Raw genomic sequence first — 14,100 nt, forward strand, 5'->3', positions numbered from 1 at the left:
ATGGGTGCCCGAGCGGTGACGCGGTGGGCGCGACGGTTCGTCGCCGCGAGCGCGCTCTTCCTCGTCGCGTGGCAGGCCGCCGCGCTCGTCGGCGTCGACAGACGCGTTCGAGTGGCGCTCGCGGTCTACGGCTTCGTCCTCCACGCTGTCTTCGGGAAGGCCTACTCGCTGGTCCCCTCCTACTTCGACCGGTCGCTCGCGCTCACCCGCGCGCCCGCCGTCCACTTCCCGCTCACCGCGCTCGGGGCAGTCGGACTCGCCGCCGCGCCGCTCTCGGGCGTCCCAGAAGGAGTCGGTGCGGTCGGTGCGCTCTGCTGGACCGCCGGAGTCGCCGTCTTCGTCGCGGCGCTCGCGTGGACCCTCCGGGACAACCCGACCGGCCGCGAGACCGGCACGAGCGACGCCAACGCCGACCGCAGGCCGGTGGACCGCTTCGCCAACGCCTTCGTTCCCGTCGTCCTCGCGTACCTGCTCGTCGGGTCCTACGCCACCGTCGCCGGACGCGTCGCCCTCGTTCCCTCGCTCCCCGGTCTCTCGTCGCTCGGGGTCGCGCGCACGGCCCACCTGCTGGCGGCGGGCACCGCCGCGCTCCTCGTCTTCGCGGTCGGATTCCGACTGTTCCCGCGGTTTCTGGTCGCCTCGCCGCCGCAAGCGCTCGTCGCCGTCGTCCTACCCGCGGGAGCGGTCGGCCCGGCCGTCCTCGCGTGGGGTCTCTACCGCAGGCCGTGGTTCCCGACCGGAGCGACCCTCGAAGCACTCGCCGTGGTCGGATTCGCGCTGGCGTACGCCGTCCTCTTCGTCCGCTCGGAGCGCCGCCGCGTCGGGTTCTACGCGGTCCTCGTCGGCGTCGCGTCGGGCGTCCTCGGCGTGCTGGTCGGTCTCTCGTTCGCGCAGGGCGACGTCCCGGCCTCGTCGGCGCTCGTCGAGACCCACTTCCGACTCAACGTCCTCGGGTTCCTCGGCATGACTATCGCGGGTGCGACCTACCAGTTCTACCCGCCAACCGTCGGCACGTTCCCCGGCGCGTCCGACCGAACCGCGTTGGCCTCAGTCGCGCTGGTCGGCGTCGGTCTACTCGCAGAACTCGGCGGTGTGCTGACCTCGGCGACGACCGGTGTGCGGGCGGCGACGTGGACCGGGTCGCAGACGGCGACGTGGGTCCTCGTCGGCCGCGCGAGCGCGCTCGGCGGCGCGCTCCTGTTCGCGGGTCTCGTCCTCGGCGTGTTCGCCGAGCGGTGAGACCGTCCGCTACTCGTCGCCGTCCAGTCGCTTCGCCATCTGGACCTCGTCCACGAGGTCCCCTTCGACCCGGTAGTGGTCGGCCCGAGTCGCCTCGCGCTCCCACCCGTACTCGTCGAGCAGTTCCAGCGCGTCTTCGTTGGTCGCCGGGAGATTCTGGTAGACCTTCAGGTAGTCGCCGTCGGCGGCCCACGACATGCCGCGTTCGAGCAGGGTCCCGCCGACGCCCGCTTCGCGGTACTCCCGCGCGACGCCCACGGTCAGTTCGGCGGTGTGGCTCCGGGCGGGGAGTTCGAAGCCCTGCAGGTGTACCCACCCGATTATTCCGTCTTCGGCGTCCTCACTGCCTTCGCCTCCTGCACCTTCGCTCTTCTCCTCGGCGACCCCGCGCCGTAGTTCGGCCACGAAGAACATCCGAGACTCGCGCTCGTTGAGTCGGACCAGCGCGCCGTCCCGCTCTATTGCATCGGCCACTCGCTCGTCCACGACGATGGCCCCCTCCGCGGCCACGTCGCGGATGAGTTCGGCCACCGCCTCGCGGTCGTCCTCGTCGGCGGGTCGTATCGCGTACTCGAACTCGTCGGTCTCGTGGGTCTCGGTGTCCGCGTCGGGCGAGACGTAGAGCCGACCGTCGCGCTCGGTCAGCGCCCCGGCGTCCAGCAGTTCGTCGAGGTGGTCGTTGAACTCCGCGACCGAGAGCCGAGTCGCCGACTCGGTGCCCGACCGCGGCGGTTTCGCCCCCGCGGTCTCCTCGACTCGAACCTCGTCGCGGACCTCCTCGCGGGCGGCGGACCCGCGTCGCTCGACGCACCGGTAGATGCGGGTCGCCACGTCGCTCTCGAAGTCCAGTTGGGGTGTCGCCATGTCGCGTCCGAGTACGGCCCGGGCTACCATGGTTATTGAGTCGATACGCGGCGGTACGCGCCGAATACGGTCGAGAATTTACCTGCGTCCGAGTGAAAACTGCCGAACGGTCGTCGGGAGACGCCCGCGTTCGTGGCGTGACTCGCCTACTTCTCTTCGACGTGCCGAACCGTGGTCGAGATGCCGCGCGTGCTCTCGGCCATCTCCGGCCCGGTCATCTCGGCCCGGCCGACGGCGAAGGCCTTCGGCCCCTCGATTACGACCTCGTCGCCGACCCGGATGTCGTCGTCGGCGTCCACGACGCCCGGCGCGAGGACGCTCCCGTGGGGCGCGAAGTTGTCGATTTCGACGCGCTTGGTCGGGGCGTCGGACTCGACCCAGTGGCGAGCGCCGGCGAGCGTGAACGAGAGGACGCCGTACTGGGGCACCATCGCGGCGAGTTGCTCGCCGTCGGGGTCCTGCACGCGGAGTTTGGGGTAGCGGGCCTCGGTCTGCACGTCGTCGAAGAGCGCGTCGCCCGCGCCCTCGCCGAACTGGTAGTCGGCGATGGCTTTGAGCGTGTTGTGCTGGCGCTCGCGCTTGCCGTACTTGAGTTCGCCGTCGAGGGTCCGCATCAGGTTGCCCAGCGACTCGGTCGTGGTGGGGTGGTCCTCGACGGTGTACTCGAACTCCATGCCGAGCGCCTCCTCGACGCGTTCGCACACGTCGCGGTAGCCCTCGTTCGGGACGTGGGCGACGACGCGCGGGTAGTCGTTGTGTTCGAGGTAGCGCCGCAGGACCTCGGCGACGAACTGCTTCTCGTCCTCGGACCAGCGACCCGTGACCACCGAGTCGTAGTGCTGTGCCGGATACGTCAGTTCGAGTTCCTGCGGGACGACGCCGATGGGCGAGGTCATCGAGACGGTGTGCGCCCGGAACTGGATGGCGTCGTGGAACTGGCCGTGGCTCTGGGACTCGCTGTAGGGCTTGGCCGCCGAACAGGGCACCAGCACGAGGGGGTTGTCGAACCGATTCCGGTACCGCGAGGTCACGCGGTCGGCGAACCGCTGTATCTCGACGCGCTGGAGGGTGTCCTCGGTCGCGGCCGAGAGTTCGGCGTCGCGGATGAGCGGGGTGCGCTCTTCGAGGTACGACCACTGCTGGTCGAACTCCCGGAAGGCGGCGGTCAGCCACTGGTCGTGGCGGGCCTGTCCCTCGATGTAGTCCCGGAGGCGACCCGACCGGATGCGCTCGCGGACGATTCCCAACTCCGCGCGGAGGGCGTTGACGTTGTGGTCGGCGCAGTCCTCGCGGGTGAACTCCGAGACCGGTTTCCGGCAGGCCGGGCACGCACAGGGGAGTTCCGAGAGGTCGTCGAGATAGTGGGTGCCCTCCGAGGTCAGGTACTTCCCCTGCGTGCCCGCCACCACCGCACGGTCGGCGTCCACGAGGTCCACTCCGGCGTAGACCAGCGTGGCGACGTTCGCGGGCGTGGCGACCCCCGGCAGGTAGAGCGCGCTGTCGGCCGGGACTGCGTCGCGGGTCTCCACGACGGCGTCCTTGAACCCCGCGCCGTGGCCGACGAACCCCTGCGCGCCCGAGAGGACGTAGGCGTCCGACCCGTAGTCGTCTGCGGTCTCGGGCGCGACGACCGCGGCGCTCGGGTAGTCCACGTCGGGGTACTCCGCGGCGAACGACTCCATCACCTCGTCGTCGGTCCCGCTGGGGAACCCGCGGTGGGGGAGAATCGTGAGAACGTCGTCGCTCCCCTCGGGGACCTCCCGGTCGGCGGTCCAGAGGCTTCCGGCGTCGGCGAGGAAGTCGTCCGCGATGGCGGGCGTCGTCACGGCGTCCGCGAGGCGCAACTCGGCGATTCGCGCCGGGCCGTCGCGCTCGTGGACCTCGAAGTAGTCGGTCATACCTCCCGGTCGGGGGGCGAGAGGCAACTATCTTGCGAGACGCGACTCCCGTCCCGGACGCTCGCGGGCGTCGAAACAGCGGCGTCTGGTCCGGTGTGGCCGACGTGGCGCGACCGCCTCGTCGAGAAGCCGACCCGGAGCGTCGTCACGCCGTGGGCGCGGTCGTCTCCTCGGTCGCTTTGGTCCCGGCGTAGGCGTTGTATCCGCCGAACGCGGCGACCAGCACGCCCACGACGACGGCGTTCCAGAACGCGACGCCCGCGAGCGTCCAGACGAACGCCGCGGCTATCGTCCAGAGTCCGAGCAGCGCGTTCAGGCCGCTACTCCACCGCGGGACGACGCCCTCGTCGGTGGCCGCGTAGAAGCCGTACGCTCCGAGAATCGCTATCGCCGCACCGATCAGCAGGTCGTTCCAGTAGTTCGCACCGCTCACACCCCACACGAACGTCGGCACGAGGAACAACCACAAGCCGAGCAGCGCGTTCGCGCCGGAGAGCCACTTCGAAGCCGTGGTCTCTCTCGAACTCATGGTCTGTCACCTCGTTCTGCCGGGGTGTTCGTCCCTCGGCGTCCGTCCCTACGCGATTCTCGGAGAAAAATGGTTGCGACGATTTCACCCGGAAGCGGCGGCTTGACGCCCCGTAATCCGATTTTGAACGCCGAGTCACGGTCCCGAGCGGTCGCCGCTCGCGGAGACTACTCGACGGTCTGCTCGCGCGTTCGGTCGCGGTCGTCCTCCACCGCCTTCACCGTCAGGACGTTCGCGACGAGGTTCCCGTGGCCGCGTCGGAGTCGTTCGGAGAGGGCCTGATGAGAGATGGCGAGTTCGTCGGCGAGGTCCCGCGCCGAGGTGTCGCGGGGGACCTCGTAGTAGCCGGTTTCGAGCGCGGTCGTCACGGCCTCGTACTGCTGGGCGGTCAGTCCGTACTGGCCCTGTTCGTCGCGGTTCTCCAGTTCGTGTATCTGCTCGACGTCGACGTCGAGGTCCCGGTCCCGGCAGAAGTCGTGGGTCTGGGAGACGGCCTCCCGGTCGGGAAACAGGATGCGGAGGTGCCACCGCCGGTCGCGGCCCCGCGCCTTCAGGACGGCGGCCCCGTGTTCGGTCATCGAGTGGAGCAGCACTTCGACCGACTCGACCCACTCCATCTGGTAGAATCGCCCGTCGGTCAGGTCGGTGAGTCGCCGCTCGTTCTCGACCGAGGGGTCCGCCGCGAGCGCGTCCTCGAAGGCGTCGAGGTCCTCGCCCGCGGCCCAGACGAACGGCATGACGCGCCCCTCGTCGTGGGCCACGACGCGCTCGGCTTCGACCGCTACGTCGGGGACCCGCGGGAGCGTCTCCCGGAGCGCGAACGCGTCCGTGGGGACGCCGAGTTGCGCAATGGTACTCATAGCCGCTCGTACCACGAACTGACTGATATGGCTTGTAGCCGATTGCTTGCCGACGTCGAGACGGAAAGCGACGTCCGCACCGCCTCGAAAACATTATCAGTCTGAGACGAAACGCTCCGAAAGATGGCGTCCCCGCGAACAGACGGTGACGACACCGACCGGGACGATACCCCCGACCGAGACTCAGCGCCTGACCGAGAACGCTGGCGGCCGAAGCTCTCGTTGCTCCTCGCCGGACTCCTCGCAGTGGACGTCGGCATCGACCTCTACGACGACGGAACCGTCACGTGGTTCTGGCTCGCGGTCGGCGCGGTCGCGTGGGCCGCGGCGGCGGGACCGGTCGCGTCGAGCGCGGTCGGTCGGCGGGTCGGTGCGTGGTTCCGGTCCATCGGCAGATTCGGTCTAGGCGTCGTCATCGTCGGGTTCGCGGGCGCGACGTGGTGGCTGATGAGTACGTTCGACCCGCCGATGCTCCCCATCGACAGCCTCGTTTTCGGCGGGATGGTCGGACTGATACTCCAAGTTCTCCGGGAGATGCACGAGTCGAACTGACCGACCCTGCTCACGCGGGGTCGGCGCTCAGGTCCACGGTGTCCACATCTTCGGACACCCGCGCCAGCGCGCCCTCGGGCTAGTCGTGGCGGTTCTCTGGACACGGTTTCGGAACCCGCGGACTACCGTATCGGCGTAATACTTTTTTTGTAATACGTCAAAATCATACTATGAGCCGCGTCACGAGCAAAGGGCAGGTCACGATTCCGAAGGAAGTCCGCGAACGACTAGGTATCCGACCGGGTGACGAAATCGAGTTCGAAGAGACCGACGAAGGGTACGTCCTCAAGAAGGAAGTCGAAGAGGATCGCTTCGAGAAGTGGCGAGGCGCGGCAGAGACCGACGAAACAGTCGAAGAGCGGATGCGCGACCTCCGCGGAGAGCGTGAATGACTCGGACCGTCGTAGACACGAGCGCGCTCATCGCACTGCTGTATCCCGAAGACCGACACAACCGACGTGCAGTGTCGCTGCTCCAAGCGGCCGCCGCTGACGGGGCGATTTCGATAAACTCCGTCGTCTACGCGGAGTTGGCCGCCGACCCGTACTTCGAGTCCCACGAGCAGTTAGACGCCTTCCTCGACGACACGGGTATCGGCATCGAGGAACTCCCGCACGACGCCCTGTTCCACGCTGGGGAGGCGTTCCAGACGTATCTCGACAGGCGCGGCGATGGTCTCCAGTGCGGCGAGTGCGGTCATCAGACGACCTACGAATGCGGGGGGTGCGGGGCACCCGTGACCGCGCGCCAACACGTCCCCGCCGATTTTCTCATCGGCGCACACGCCGAAACGGCCGACGAACTGGTCACGTTCGACCGAGGGTTCTACCGGGACTACTTCGACGTGGAGTGTCGAACCGTTCGGGAGTGACGCTCACTCGGGGTCGGCGCTCAGGTCCACCACGTCCACGTCCTCGGGCACCAGCGCCAGCGCGCTCTCGGGCCAGTCGTGGTGGGCCAGCGTGAACTCGGTCTCGGGGTTCGACTCGGCGAGTCGGGCGACTCCCTTCGCGGCCGACCGGTACCCCTCCGGGTCCATGCGCTCGGGAACCTCGGCGGTAAGCGGGTAGGTCTCCGAGAGGTGGCGCGGGAAGGGACCGAACGGGGCGACGACGCGCCACGACTCGTCGTAGCGGTCGCTCGGGCCGCCTTCGGTCAGCAGCACTCGGCCTTCGGGGTTCAGGCGGTCGAGACGCTCGCGGTGGCGGACGACCTCCGGTCGCCGCGCGCTCTCGCCCGAGAGGTAGAAGAACGCGCCCTTCGAGACCGAGTCCTCGCGCTCCAACTGGTCGGCGTGTGCCGTCAGCGCGCGGTAGCCGTCGAGCATCGCGGGGTGGGCGCGGGCGCGGGTCTCGACCAGTTCGAGCAGGTTGCCCGACCGCAGGGCCTGCTTGACGGTGCGCATCTCCCGGAAGGTGACGTGGAGGTTGTGTTCGGCCAGCAGTTCCTCGCGCTCGCGGTCGTCGAGTCGCCGCAGTTCCGCCGGGGTGTGCTCCGCGCAGACCGGACACGAGCAGGGGAAGTAGTCGAGGTCGTCCATCTGCTCGGTTCCGCGAACGGTGAGGTACCGGTCGTCGCGGGCGTAGAGCGCGTAGGCCGCCGAGTCGAAGAGGTCGCATCCCATCGCCACCGCCAGCGCGAACATCATGGGGTGGCCCGCGCCGAAGAGGTGGACCGGCGCGTCCGCGCCGAGGCCGCGCTTGGCCGCCGCCACCACGTCCACCATCTCGGCGTAGCGGTAGTCGTTCATCAGGGGGACGACCGCGCCGACCGGGAACACGTCGAGGTCGGTGGCCTCGGCGTGACGGCCCGCCTCCTCGCGCAGGTCGGTGTAGGTCGAACCCTGCACGGGCGCGTTCACCAGCATGTCGCCCACGTCCACGCCCTCCGCGACTTCGAGTCGCTCCTGCGTCGTCGCGAGTTCCTCCTCGGCCTGCTCGCGGGGCACGTCCGGCGGCGTCGGGATGTCCACCGGGGTCCCGATGTCGCTCCCGACGTCGTGCTGGAACTGGAGGATTTCGGGGGTCGTCACGTCGATTTCGCCGTACTCCGCCAACTGAAACGACCCGGAGTCGGTCATGATGGCTCCGTCGAAGTCCAGCACGTCGTGCAGACCCCGGTCGAGCGCCTCGTCGCGGTAGTCGTCGCTCCCGTAGAAGATGTAGGAGTTCGTGATGAGAATCTCCGCGCCGAACTCGGACTCGAGTCGAGAGGGCTCGACGGTCCGGACGTGGGGGTTGATGACGGGAAGGAGCGCCGGCGTCTCGACGGTGACGCCCGCGCGGGGGACTTCCAGTTCCCCGATGCGACCCAGCGCGTCTTGGTCGCGTATCTCGAAGTTGTCTCTGGTCATTGCGATTGGATAGCCGGATGAAGCGGGTAAGCGTTCCGTTACGTCGAAGGCGTTCGGTCCAGTAGACTCTCCTATGACGGCCTCGGACTCGTCGGCGTTTCGGCGCGTCTCGGTCGCCAGTGTCTCCGAAATCCCCGACGACATTCCGGCCGAGCTATCGGTCGAGACGCGCCGAGCGACCGTCACCGCCGACGCGGCCGCGACTATCGAAATCTGTCTGCGTTGGACCGGGGAGACGGACGCGACGCTCTTGTTCGGCAGCACTGCACCGATGGAACTCCCCGCGCTCGCAGAGGGGCCGCCGCCGTCGCTCCTGCTGGTGCCGACCGACCGGAACCCCGACCGCGACGACTCTCGGCCGGAGTGCTGGCGGCCCGACCGGGATTCGGACGACCACTTCGGCCACCCCCTCGGCCTCCGGAGACGAGCAGTCGCGCCCGGCGAGACAGTCGCGTGCGAGGCAGCGGTCTGGAGCGACTACCGGACCGACGACTGCCTCCCGCCGGGGCGGTACACCTTCACCGACACCGTTTCGGTGGCGGACCGCGACCCGGCGTATCGAGAGTGGTCGTTCTCGCTCCGAATCGAGCGACCGTAATCGTTCCCGGAACCGTTGTTTCCCTCGCTGTTCGGCATCAGCTCGATAAACTCGAACCACCTAGCTGACCAGTCGAAGAACCTATACGAACACCGTTTGTCACGTGGCGGTATGTCGCGACGGACACTCACCTTCCGCGGGGGAACCCGGACGGCCGTCGGCTTCGTCGTCGCGTTCGCGCTGCTCCTGACGGGAGCGATGCCGGTCAAGCGGGCCGTGTCCGACGCGTCGGGTCCGGTCACGCTGGCGTTCCGAATCTCCGTGTTCGTCTTACTGGCCGGAATCGCTCTCGCCGCGCTCCGGCGGGAGGGCATCGGAATCGCCGACCTCGGACTGTCGTCACGCCACCTCCTTCCCGCAGTCGCCACCTTCGGCGGCGTGTGGGTGACGCTGAACCTCCTCGGCGTCGGCGTGGCCGCGACGACCGGCAACCCGTGGGGTCTCGGGTTCCTCCGAGAGACCACGCCCGTTCTCGTCGCGGGTCTTCCCGCACCGCGAGTGACGACACTACTCTTTTACTTCCTCGTCGTCGGGATGGTCGAGGAGTTCACGATGCGGGGGTACCTCCAGACGAAGGTCGTCGCGCTGCTCGGCGACGACACCCGTCCCCGCGTCGCGCTCGGAATCCTGACCGCGAGCCTCGTGTTCGGTCTCGGACACGTTCCGAGCGCGCTGGTCGCTGGCGCGTCCGTGCGAGGTGCCTTCTCGGCCGTGGCGGTGAGCGCGGCGTCGGGGGTCGCGTTCGGGGTGCTCTACGAGACGACGCGGAACCTCTACTTCGTGGGACTCCTGCACGGACTCGGCGATACGTGGCCGCTCGTCGTCGATTGGATGAACTGGTCGGGGAGCGCGCTCGGCGCGTTTCTACTCGGTATCGCGGGTATCTACCTCGGGGCGGCGTTGGCCTATCGGTACTGGGCGCTCGACACCGACCTGACGCCGGTGATTCGGCGATGGGAGTCGAGTCGTTCCGCCTCTGCCGCTGAGGGTGCCGTTCCGACAGAGGCTCCGGGGTCAGGTTCCGAGTGACATTCCGGAACAGTCGCTACTCCGCCGCGGTCCCGAACGCCTCGTAGTACAGCAGTCCGAGCGTCGTCCGGCCGTCTCGAATCTCGCGCTCGGCGACGTGTTCGCGCAACTCGTCCAGCGTCGTCGTCTCGACGCGAATCGACTCGTTGTGGTCCAGTTCCTGCTCGGCGGTCGGCGTACACCCGCGGGCGACGAAGAAGTGCAGGACCGAGTTGGCGATGCCGTTCGCGGGTTCGACGCTGGTCAGGAACTCGACGCCGTCGGCCTCGTGGCCGGTCTCCTCCCGGAGTTCGCGGCGGGCCGCCGCGTCGCGGTTCTCGTCCTCGGGTTCCATCCCGCCGACCGGGAGACTCCGATTCACTCGCCGCACGGCCTGCCGCCACTCCTCGATGACGACCACGTCGCCCTCGGGTGTGAACGGGAGGACCACGACGCTCTCGGATTCCGCGACGTAGTCGAAGTCGGTCTCGGTGCCGTCGGGCAGTCTCACGTCCTCGTGTCGCACGTCGAATCCCGGACAGGAGTACGCGACCGCCGAGTCGAGCGTCGCCCACGCGAGGGGGTCGTCTGTCGGGACGTCCTCGGTCGGAACGTTCCGGGAAGCGGGGTCGTCGGACGGAGCATCGCCGGTGGCGGGGTCGTCAGACATGCGTGGGTGTTCGCTGGCGAGCGACCAAAAACCCGACCGATCGGGCGCGGCCCTCCGCGGTCAGTTCCGACGTGGTTCGGGGCGACCAGTCGGTCCCACGTCCGGGCGGAGGCCGTACACTCCCCCTCACGCCCGATGTTCGTTTCTGAACGAAACTCTCACATGCCGCGTGAAAACGAGAGACTGCAAAATAGCAGGCATATCCAGTCGGATTCGACTGTATATCTGATTGAAACTGATTGGAAGTGCTTGGTTTTGCCCAACCTTTAAGTCCCACCTTCGTAATGTATCGAACGTCCATGGCTGACAACCCTTCACGGACGAGGCGACGATTCATCGCAGGTGCCGGTGCGACCGGCGTCGCCGCGCTCGCAGGCTGTAGCGGCAACGATAGTTCGAACGGCACGACGACCGACAGTTCCGGCGGTACGACCGTCGGGACGACGATGTCGGGCGGCGAGATGGCCGACAAAATCGTGTTCTACAACTCCGGCGGACTCGGTTCCGACCCCGGAACGGAGAAGAACATCCAGCGGTTCCAGGACGAGACCGGCATTCAGGTCGAGGTCAACGAGGTCCCGTGGAGCAACCTCAAGACCAGCCTCACGACGAACTGGCGCAACCAGAGCAGCGAGATAGACGCGTTCAACGGGCCGACGTGGTGGCTCGCCGACTTCGTGAACGCGGGCTGGCTCGAACCGCTCGGTCTCGGTGACGGCCACATGGGGAAGTTCCCCGACAGCCTCCGCAGTCTCGTCACCTTCGACGGGAAGACGTACATGGCTCCCCAACTCGGCAAGTGGGGTTCCTACCTCTACGACAAGAAGGTGCTGTCGGAGGCGGGCTACGACGCGCCGCCGGACACGTGGGACGACGTCCTGAACATGGGTTCGGACCTCGGCTCGGGCAATCGCTCGGCGTTCGGCTTCACGTGGGCGAACAAGGATGTGTTCATGTTCAAGCAGTTCCTCTATCAGGCGGGGAGCGAACTGTTCGACGACAGTAACAACCCGTCGTTCGTCGAGACCGGGACGAAGGTGTTCAACGACTTCCTGATTCCGCTCCGAGAGCAGGGTCTCATCCCCGACGGCACTTCCAGTATGGGCGAGGGCGGCATCGGCGACACCTTCATCGCCGGGAACCTCGCTACGGTCGAATCGTGGACGCCGCTCGGGTCCCGCGTCCTCGGCTCCGAGGGCTGGGACGAGAGCCGCCTCGGCAGCGCCAAACCGCCGAAGGGACCGTCCTCGCGCGCCACGTTCCAAGACGCCAACGGCGTCGCGGTCTCGGCCTTCTCCAAGCGCAAGAAGGCCGCCAAGAAGTTCGCCCGGTTCATGTCCACGACCGAGTCGTCCAAGACGGACATGCTCGTCGAGGGCAACCCGTCGGTGGTTCCCGAGGTGTACGAGTCCTCCGAAGTGAAGGAGAAGTACCCCGCCGACCTCGTCGAGGACATGAAGTTCAACCTCGAAAACGCGAAGAGCGAGACGTATCTCGCTCAGCCGCAGGTGGACAACTTCCTCTCGAACCAGATCACGCCCGCCCTGCTCGGCGACAAGGAGCCGCAGGCGGCGCTCAAGACGGCACGCGACAACATCGTCGGACTCTACAAGGACATCGGCGTCCTGTGACCGCGTCCCCCCGTTTGCTCATACGACACGATGACTGAATCACGACACTCCCTACGACGACGGCTAGACAAGCTGTTCGTCCCGCTCACCGTCGGGCCGACGCTGCTCTGGATAGCCGGTATCATCATCTATCCGACGGCGAAGCTCCTGTGGTCGAGTCTGTTCTTCACGAACCCCATCACGGGACAGAAAGAGTTCGTCGGCCTCCGGAATTTCCAACGACTCCTGCTGGGCGACGGCGGGGCGCTGCTGAACCCGAACTTCGTTTCGTTCACGAAGAACACCCTCGTGTACGTCGGGTTCAGCGTCTCCATCTCGTTCCTGTTGGGACTCGGTATCGCCATCCTGTTGAACAAAGACCTGAAGGGTCGCGGCTGGCTGCGCACGGCGGTCATCGTGCCGTGGATTCTCCCGTACGTGATGAGCGGGCTGATGTGGCGCTGGATGTTTCAGACCCAGTACGGCGCTATCAACGGCGTCCTCGTCCAGTCCGGACTGATCCCGAACAAGATAGCGTTCCTGTCGGACGGGACGTTGGCGATGATGGCGCTGATAATCGCGGACGTGTGGGTGTTCACGCCGTTCATCATCATCATCCTGCTCGCGGGCCTCCAGAACGTCCCGGAGCAGTTGTACGACGCCGCGGAAGTGGACGGCGCGAGTCGCTGGTCGCGCTTCTGGAACGTCACCTACCCGTTCCTCAAGCCCTCGATTCTGGTCGCGCTCACCATCCGCATCATCTTCGACATCCGCGCGCTCGACCTCGTCTGGGTCATGACGCAGGGCGGACCGGGCACGGAGACCGAGGTCTGGGCCTCGTGGCTCTACCGCACGGCACAGGTGTTCAACAAGCCCGGTGAAGGCGCGGCGCTCGGCGTCGTGATGCTCGCGGTCACGTTCGCCATCGTGGCCGTGCTCTACAAGATATTCGGCGAAACCCCCTACGAATCATGAGTACCGAAACGTCACGACTCGCCCGACTGACGGAGAGTCTGGGTCTGGACGCGGACAACGAGTGGCCGAGCGTGGTGCGCGAGCGACTGATATCGTACGGCCTGCTCGGGGTGTACGTGTTCGTGGTGTGGTTCCCCATCTACTACATCCTCATCACGAGCTTCAAACCCACCTCGGACGTGCTCTCGCTCCCGATAACGTTCTTCCCGCACGACGCGACGATTCAGAACTACGTGGACATCTTCAACAACCGACCGTTCGAACTGTACACGTTCAACAGTCTGGTCGTCGCCAGCACCACCACGGTCATCGTGGTGACGCTGGGAACGCTGTCGGGCTACACGTTCTCGCGCTACGACTTCCTGGGTAACAAGGCGCTGTTGCTCAGCATCATCGCGGCGCGGATGATTCCGCCCATCGCGCTCATCGTCCCGTTCTTCCAGATAATGTCTCAGCCGCCGCTCATCGGCGGTCTCACGGGCAGTCTCTACGACACGAGAATCGCACTCATCCTGACGTACACGTTCTTCAACCTCCCGTTCGCGGTGTGGATAATGAAGAACTACTTCGACGGCGTGCCCGAGAGCTTAGACGAGCAGGCCAAGGTGGACGGCTGTTCGACGTGGGAGGGGTTCGTGAAGATCATCCTCCCGGTCGCCAAGCCCGGCATCGCGGCGACCGCGATTCTGGCGTTCATCTTCTCGTGGAACGAGTTCGTCTTCGCGCTCGTCCTCACCTCGTCCGAGCAGGCCCAGACGCTCCCAATCGCGGTCAGCCTGTTCGTCGCCGACGACTTCGTCGATTGGGCACACCTCGCGGCTGGCGGGATGATCGCCGCGCTCCCCGGCATCCTGTTCGGCCTCTTCTTCCAGCGGTACATCGTCAGCGGACTCACGCAGGGAGCGGTCAAAGAATGATTTCGGAACACGCTGCAGACGGCGGTG

15 protein-coding genes are annotated in these 14,100 nt (G+C 66.9%); 9 read left to right on the forward strand and 6 right to left on the reverse strand.

Annotated elements, in window-relative coordinates; genetic code table 11:
- Positions 1–1,239: a hypothetical protein gene (locus NGM06_RS00560; RefSeq protein WP_254268431.1), complete on the forward strand. Its 1,239-nt coding sequence runs from the start codon at positions 1–3 to the stop codon at positions 1,237–1,239.
- 9 nt (positions 1,240–1,248) lie between these two features.
- Here NGM06_RS00560 and NGM06_RS00565 read toward each other — a convergent pair whose 3' ends face one another.
- The 4 genes from NGM06_RS00565 to NGM06_RS00580 all read right to left on the reverse strand — a co-directional run bounded on the left by NGM06_RS00565 (position 1,249) and on the right by NGM06_RS00580 (position 5,390).
- Positions 1,249–2,103 (reverse strand): GNAT family N-acetyltransferase, encoded by an 855-nt coding sequence (locus tag NGM06_RS00565; protein ID WP_254268432.1) that lies wholly within the window; start codon positions 2,101–2,103, stop codon positions 1,249–1,251.
- Positions 2,104–2,249: 146 nt separating this feature from the next.
- Positions 2,250–4,001, reverse strand: coding sequence for an archaeosine synthase subunit alpha (gene arcS / locus NGM06_RS00570; RefSeq protein ID WP_254268433.1), 1,752 nt, complete (start codon positions 3,999–4,001; stop codon positions 2,250–2,252).
- Positions 4,002–4,146: 145 nt separating this feature from the next.
- Complete coding sequence (locus tag NGM06_RS00575) at positions 4,147–4,530, reverse strand: SPW repeat domain-containing protein (protein ID WP_254268434.1); 384 nt, start codon at positions 4,528–4,530, stop codon at positions 4,147–4,149.
- A gap of 167 nt (positions 4,531–4,697) precedes the next feature.
- On the reverse strand, positions 4,698–5,390 hold the full coding sequence (locus NGM06_RS00580) for a helix-turn-helix domain-containing protein (protein WP_254268435.1): 693 nt from the start codon (positions 5,388–5,390) through the stop codon (positions 4,698–4,700).
- A gap of 123 nt (positions 5,391–5,513) precedes the next feature.
- Here NGM06_RS00580 and NGM06_RS00585 point away from each other — a divergent pair, with 123 nt between their 5' ends.
- The 3 genes from NGM06_RS00585 to NGM06_RS00595 all read left to right on the forward strand — a co-directional run bounded on the left by NGM06_RS00585 (position 5,514) and on the right by NGM06_RS00595 (position 6,813).
- Positions 5,514–5,942: a hypothetical protein gene (locus tag NGM06_RS00585; protein WP_254268436.1), complete on the forward strand. Its 429-nt coding sequence runs from the start codon at positions 5,514–5,516 to the stop codon at positions 5,940–5,942.
- 170 nt (positions 5,943–6,112) lie between these two features.
- Complete coding sequence (locus tag NGM06_RS00590; protein WP_254268437.1) at positions 6,113–6,334, forward strand: AbrB/MazE/SpoVT family DNA-binding domain-containing protein; 222 nt, start codon at positions 6,113–6,115, stop codon at positions 6,332–6,334.
- Positions 6,331–6,813, forward strand: coding sequence for a type II toxin-antitoxin system VapC family toxin (locus tag NGM06_RS00595; protein WP_254268438.1), 483 nt, complete (start codon positions 6,331–6,333; stop codon positions 6,811–6,813). The genes NGM06_RS00590 and NGM06_RS00595 overlap by 4 nt, the downstream gene beginning before the upstream one ends.
- A gap of 3 nt (positions 6,814–6,816) precedes the next feature.
- Here NGM06_RS00595 and tgtA read toward each other — a convergent pair whose 3' ends face one another.
- Positions 6,817–8,295 carry a tRNA guanosine(15) transglycosylase TgtA gene (gene tgtA / locus NGM06_RS00600; protein WP_254268439.1) on the reverse strand — a complete coding sequence of 493 codons (1,479 nt, stop codon included), beginning with the start codon at positions 8,293–8,295 and terminating at the stop codon, positions 6,817–6,819.
- Between the two features lie 73 nt (positions 8,296–8,368).
- Between tgtA and NGM06_RS00605 the strand changes: the two genes are divergently transcribed.
- Together NGM06_RS00605 and NGM06_RS00610 are read left to right on the forward strand one after the other, a co-directional pair.
- Positions 8,369–8,893 (forward strand): hypothetical protein, encoded by a 525-nt coding sequence (locus NGM06_RS00605; RefSeq protein WP_254268440.1) that lies wholly within the window; start codon positions 8,369–8,371, stop codon positions 8,891–8,893.
- A gap of 111 nt (positions 8,894–9,004) precedes the next feature.
- A complete protein-coding gene (locus NGM06_RS00610) occupies positions 9,005–9,922 on the forward strand; it encodes a CPBP family intramembrane glutamic endopeptidase (RefSeq protein ID WP_254268441.1) in 918 nt (305 codons plus the stop codon).
- Positions 9,923–9,938: 16 nt separating this feature from the next.
- Here the strand turns inward: NGM06_RS00610 and NGM06_RS00615 are convergent, their stop codons facing one another.
- Complete coding sequence (locus tag NGM06_RS00615; protein WP_254268442.1) at positions 9,939–10,571, reverse strand: NUDIX hydrolase; 633 nt, start codon at positions 10,569–10,571, stop codon at positions 9,939–9,941.
- 299 nt (positions 10,572–10,870) lie between these two features.
- On the opposite strand from NGM06_RS00615, the gene NGM06_RS00620 reads away from it, so the two are divergent.
- From NGM06_RS00620 to NGM06_RS00630, 3 genes are read left to right on the forward strand one after another with little or no spacing between them, the layout of a single operon-like run.
- Positions 10,871–12,202: an extracellular solute-binding protein gene (locus NGM06_RS00620; RefSeq protein WP_254268443.1), complete on the forward strand. Its 1,332-nt coding sequence runs from the start codon at positions 10,871–10,873 to the stop codon at positions 12,200–12,202.
- Positions 12,203–12,232: 30 nt separating this feature from the next.
- A complete protein-coding gene (locus tag NGM06_RS00625; RefSeq protein ID WP_254268444.1) occupies positions 12,233–13,156 on the forward strand; it encodes a carbohydrate ABC transporter permease in 924 nt (307 codons plus the stop codon).
- On the forward strand, positions 13,153–14,073 hold the full coding sequence (locus tag NGM06_RS00630) for a carbohydrate ABC transporter permease (protein ID WP_254268445.1): 921 nt from the start codon (positions 13,153–13,155) through the stop codon (positions 14,071–14,073). Before NGM06_RS00625 ends, NGM06_RS00630 begins: the two co-directional genes overlap by 4 nt.
- Positions 14,074–14,100: the final 27 nt, after the last annotated feature.

The sequence above is a fragment of the Halorussus aquaticus genome (assembly GCF_024218795.1).
GTDB lineage: Archaea > Halobacteriota > Halobacteria > Halobacteriales > Haladaptataceae > Halorussus > Halorussus aquaticus.

Coding starts and splice junctions, on each gene's coding strand:
- NGM06_RS00575 (WP_254268434.1), bottom strand. CDS start 4,530: ATGAGTTCGAGAGAGACCACGGCTTCGAAGTGGCTCTCCGGCGCGAAC.
- NGM06_RS00595 (WP_254268438.1), top strand. CDS start 6,331: ATGACTCGGACCGTCGTAGACACGAGCGCGCTCATCGCACTGCTGTAT.
- arcS (WP_254268433.1), bottom strand. CDS start 4,001: ATGACCGACTACTTCGAGGTCCACGAGCGCGACGGCCCGGCGCGAATC.
- NGM06_RS00590 (WP_254268437.1), top strand. CDS start 6,113: ATGAGCCGCGTCACGAGCAAAGGGCAGGTCACGATTCCGAAGGAAGTC.
- NGM06_RS00610 (WP_254268441.1), top strand. CDS start 9,005: ATGTCGCGACGGACACTCACCTTCCGCGGGGGAACCCGGACGGCCGTC.
- NGM06_RS00620 (WP_254268443.1), top strand. CDS start 10,871: ATGGCTGACAACCCTTCACGGACGAGGCGACGATTCATCGCAGGTGCC.
- NGM06_RS00615 (WP_254268442.1), bottom strand. CDS start 10,571: ATGTCTGACGACCCCGCCACCGGCGATGCTCCGTCCGACGACCCCGCT.
- NGM06_RS00560 (WP_254268431.1), top strand. CDS start 1: ATGGGTGCCCGAGCGGTGACGCGGTGGGCGCGACGGTTCGTCGCCGCG.
- NGM06_RS00565 (WP_254268432.1), bottom strand. CDS start 2,103: ATGGCGACACCCCAACTGGACTTCGAGAGCGACGTGGCGACCCGCATC.
- tgtA (WP_254268439.1), bottom strand. CDS start 8,295: ATGACCAGAGACAACTTCGAGATACGCGACCAAGACGCGCTGGGTCGC.
- NGM06_RS00605 (WP_254268440.1), top strand. CDS start 8,369: ATGACGGCCTCGGACTCGTCGGCGTTTCGGCGCGTCTCGGTCGCCAGT.
- NGM06_RS00630 (WP_254268445.1), top strand. CDS start 13,153: ATGAGTACCGAAACGTCACGACTCGCCCGACTGACGGAGAGTCTGGGT.
- NGM06_RS00625 (WP_254268444.1), top strand. CDS start 12,233: ATGACTGAATCACGACACTCCCTACGACGACGGCTAGACAAGCTGTTC.
- NGM06_RS00580 (WP_254268435.1), bottom strand. CDS start 5,390: ATGAGTACCATTGCGCAACTCGGCGTCCCCACGGACGCGTTCGCGCTC.
- NGM06_RS00585 (WP_254268436.1), top strand. CDS start 5,514: ATGGCGTCCCCGCGAACAGACGGTGACGACACCGACCGGGACGATACC.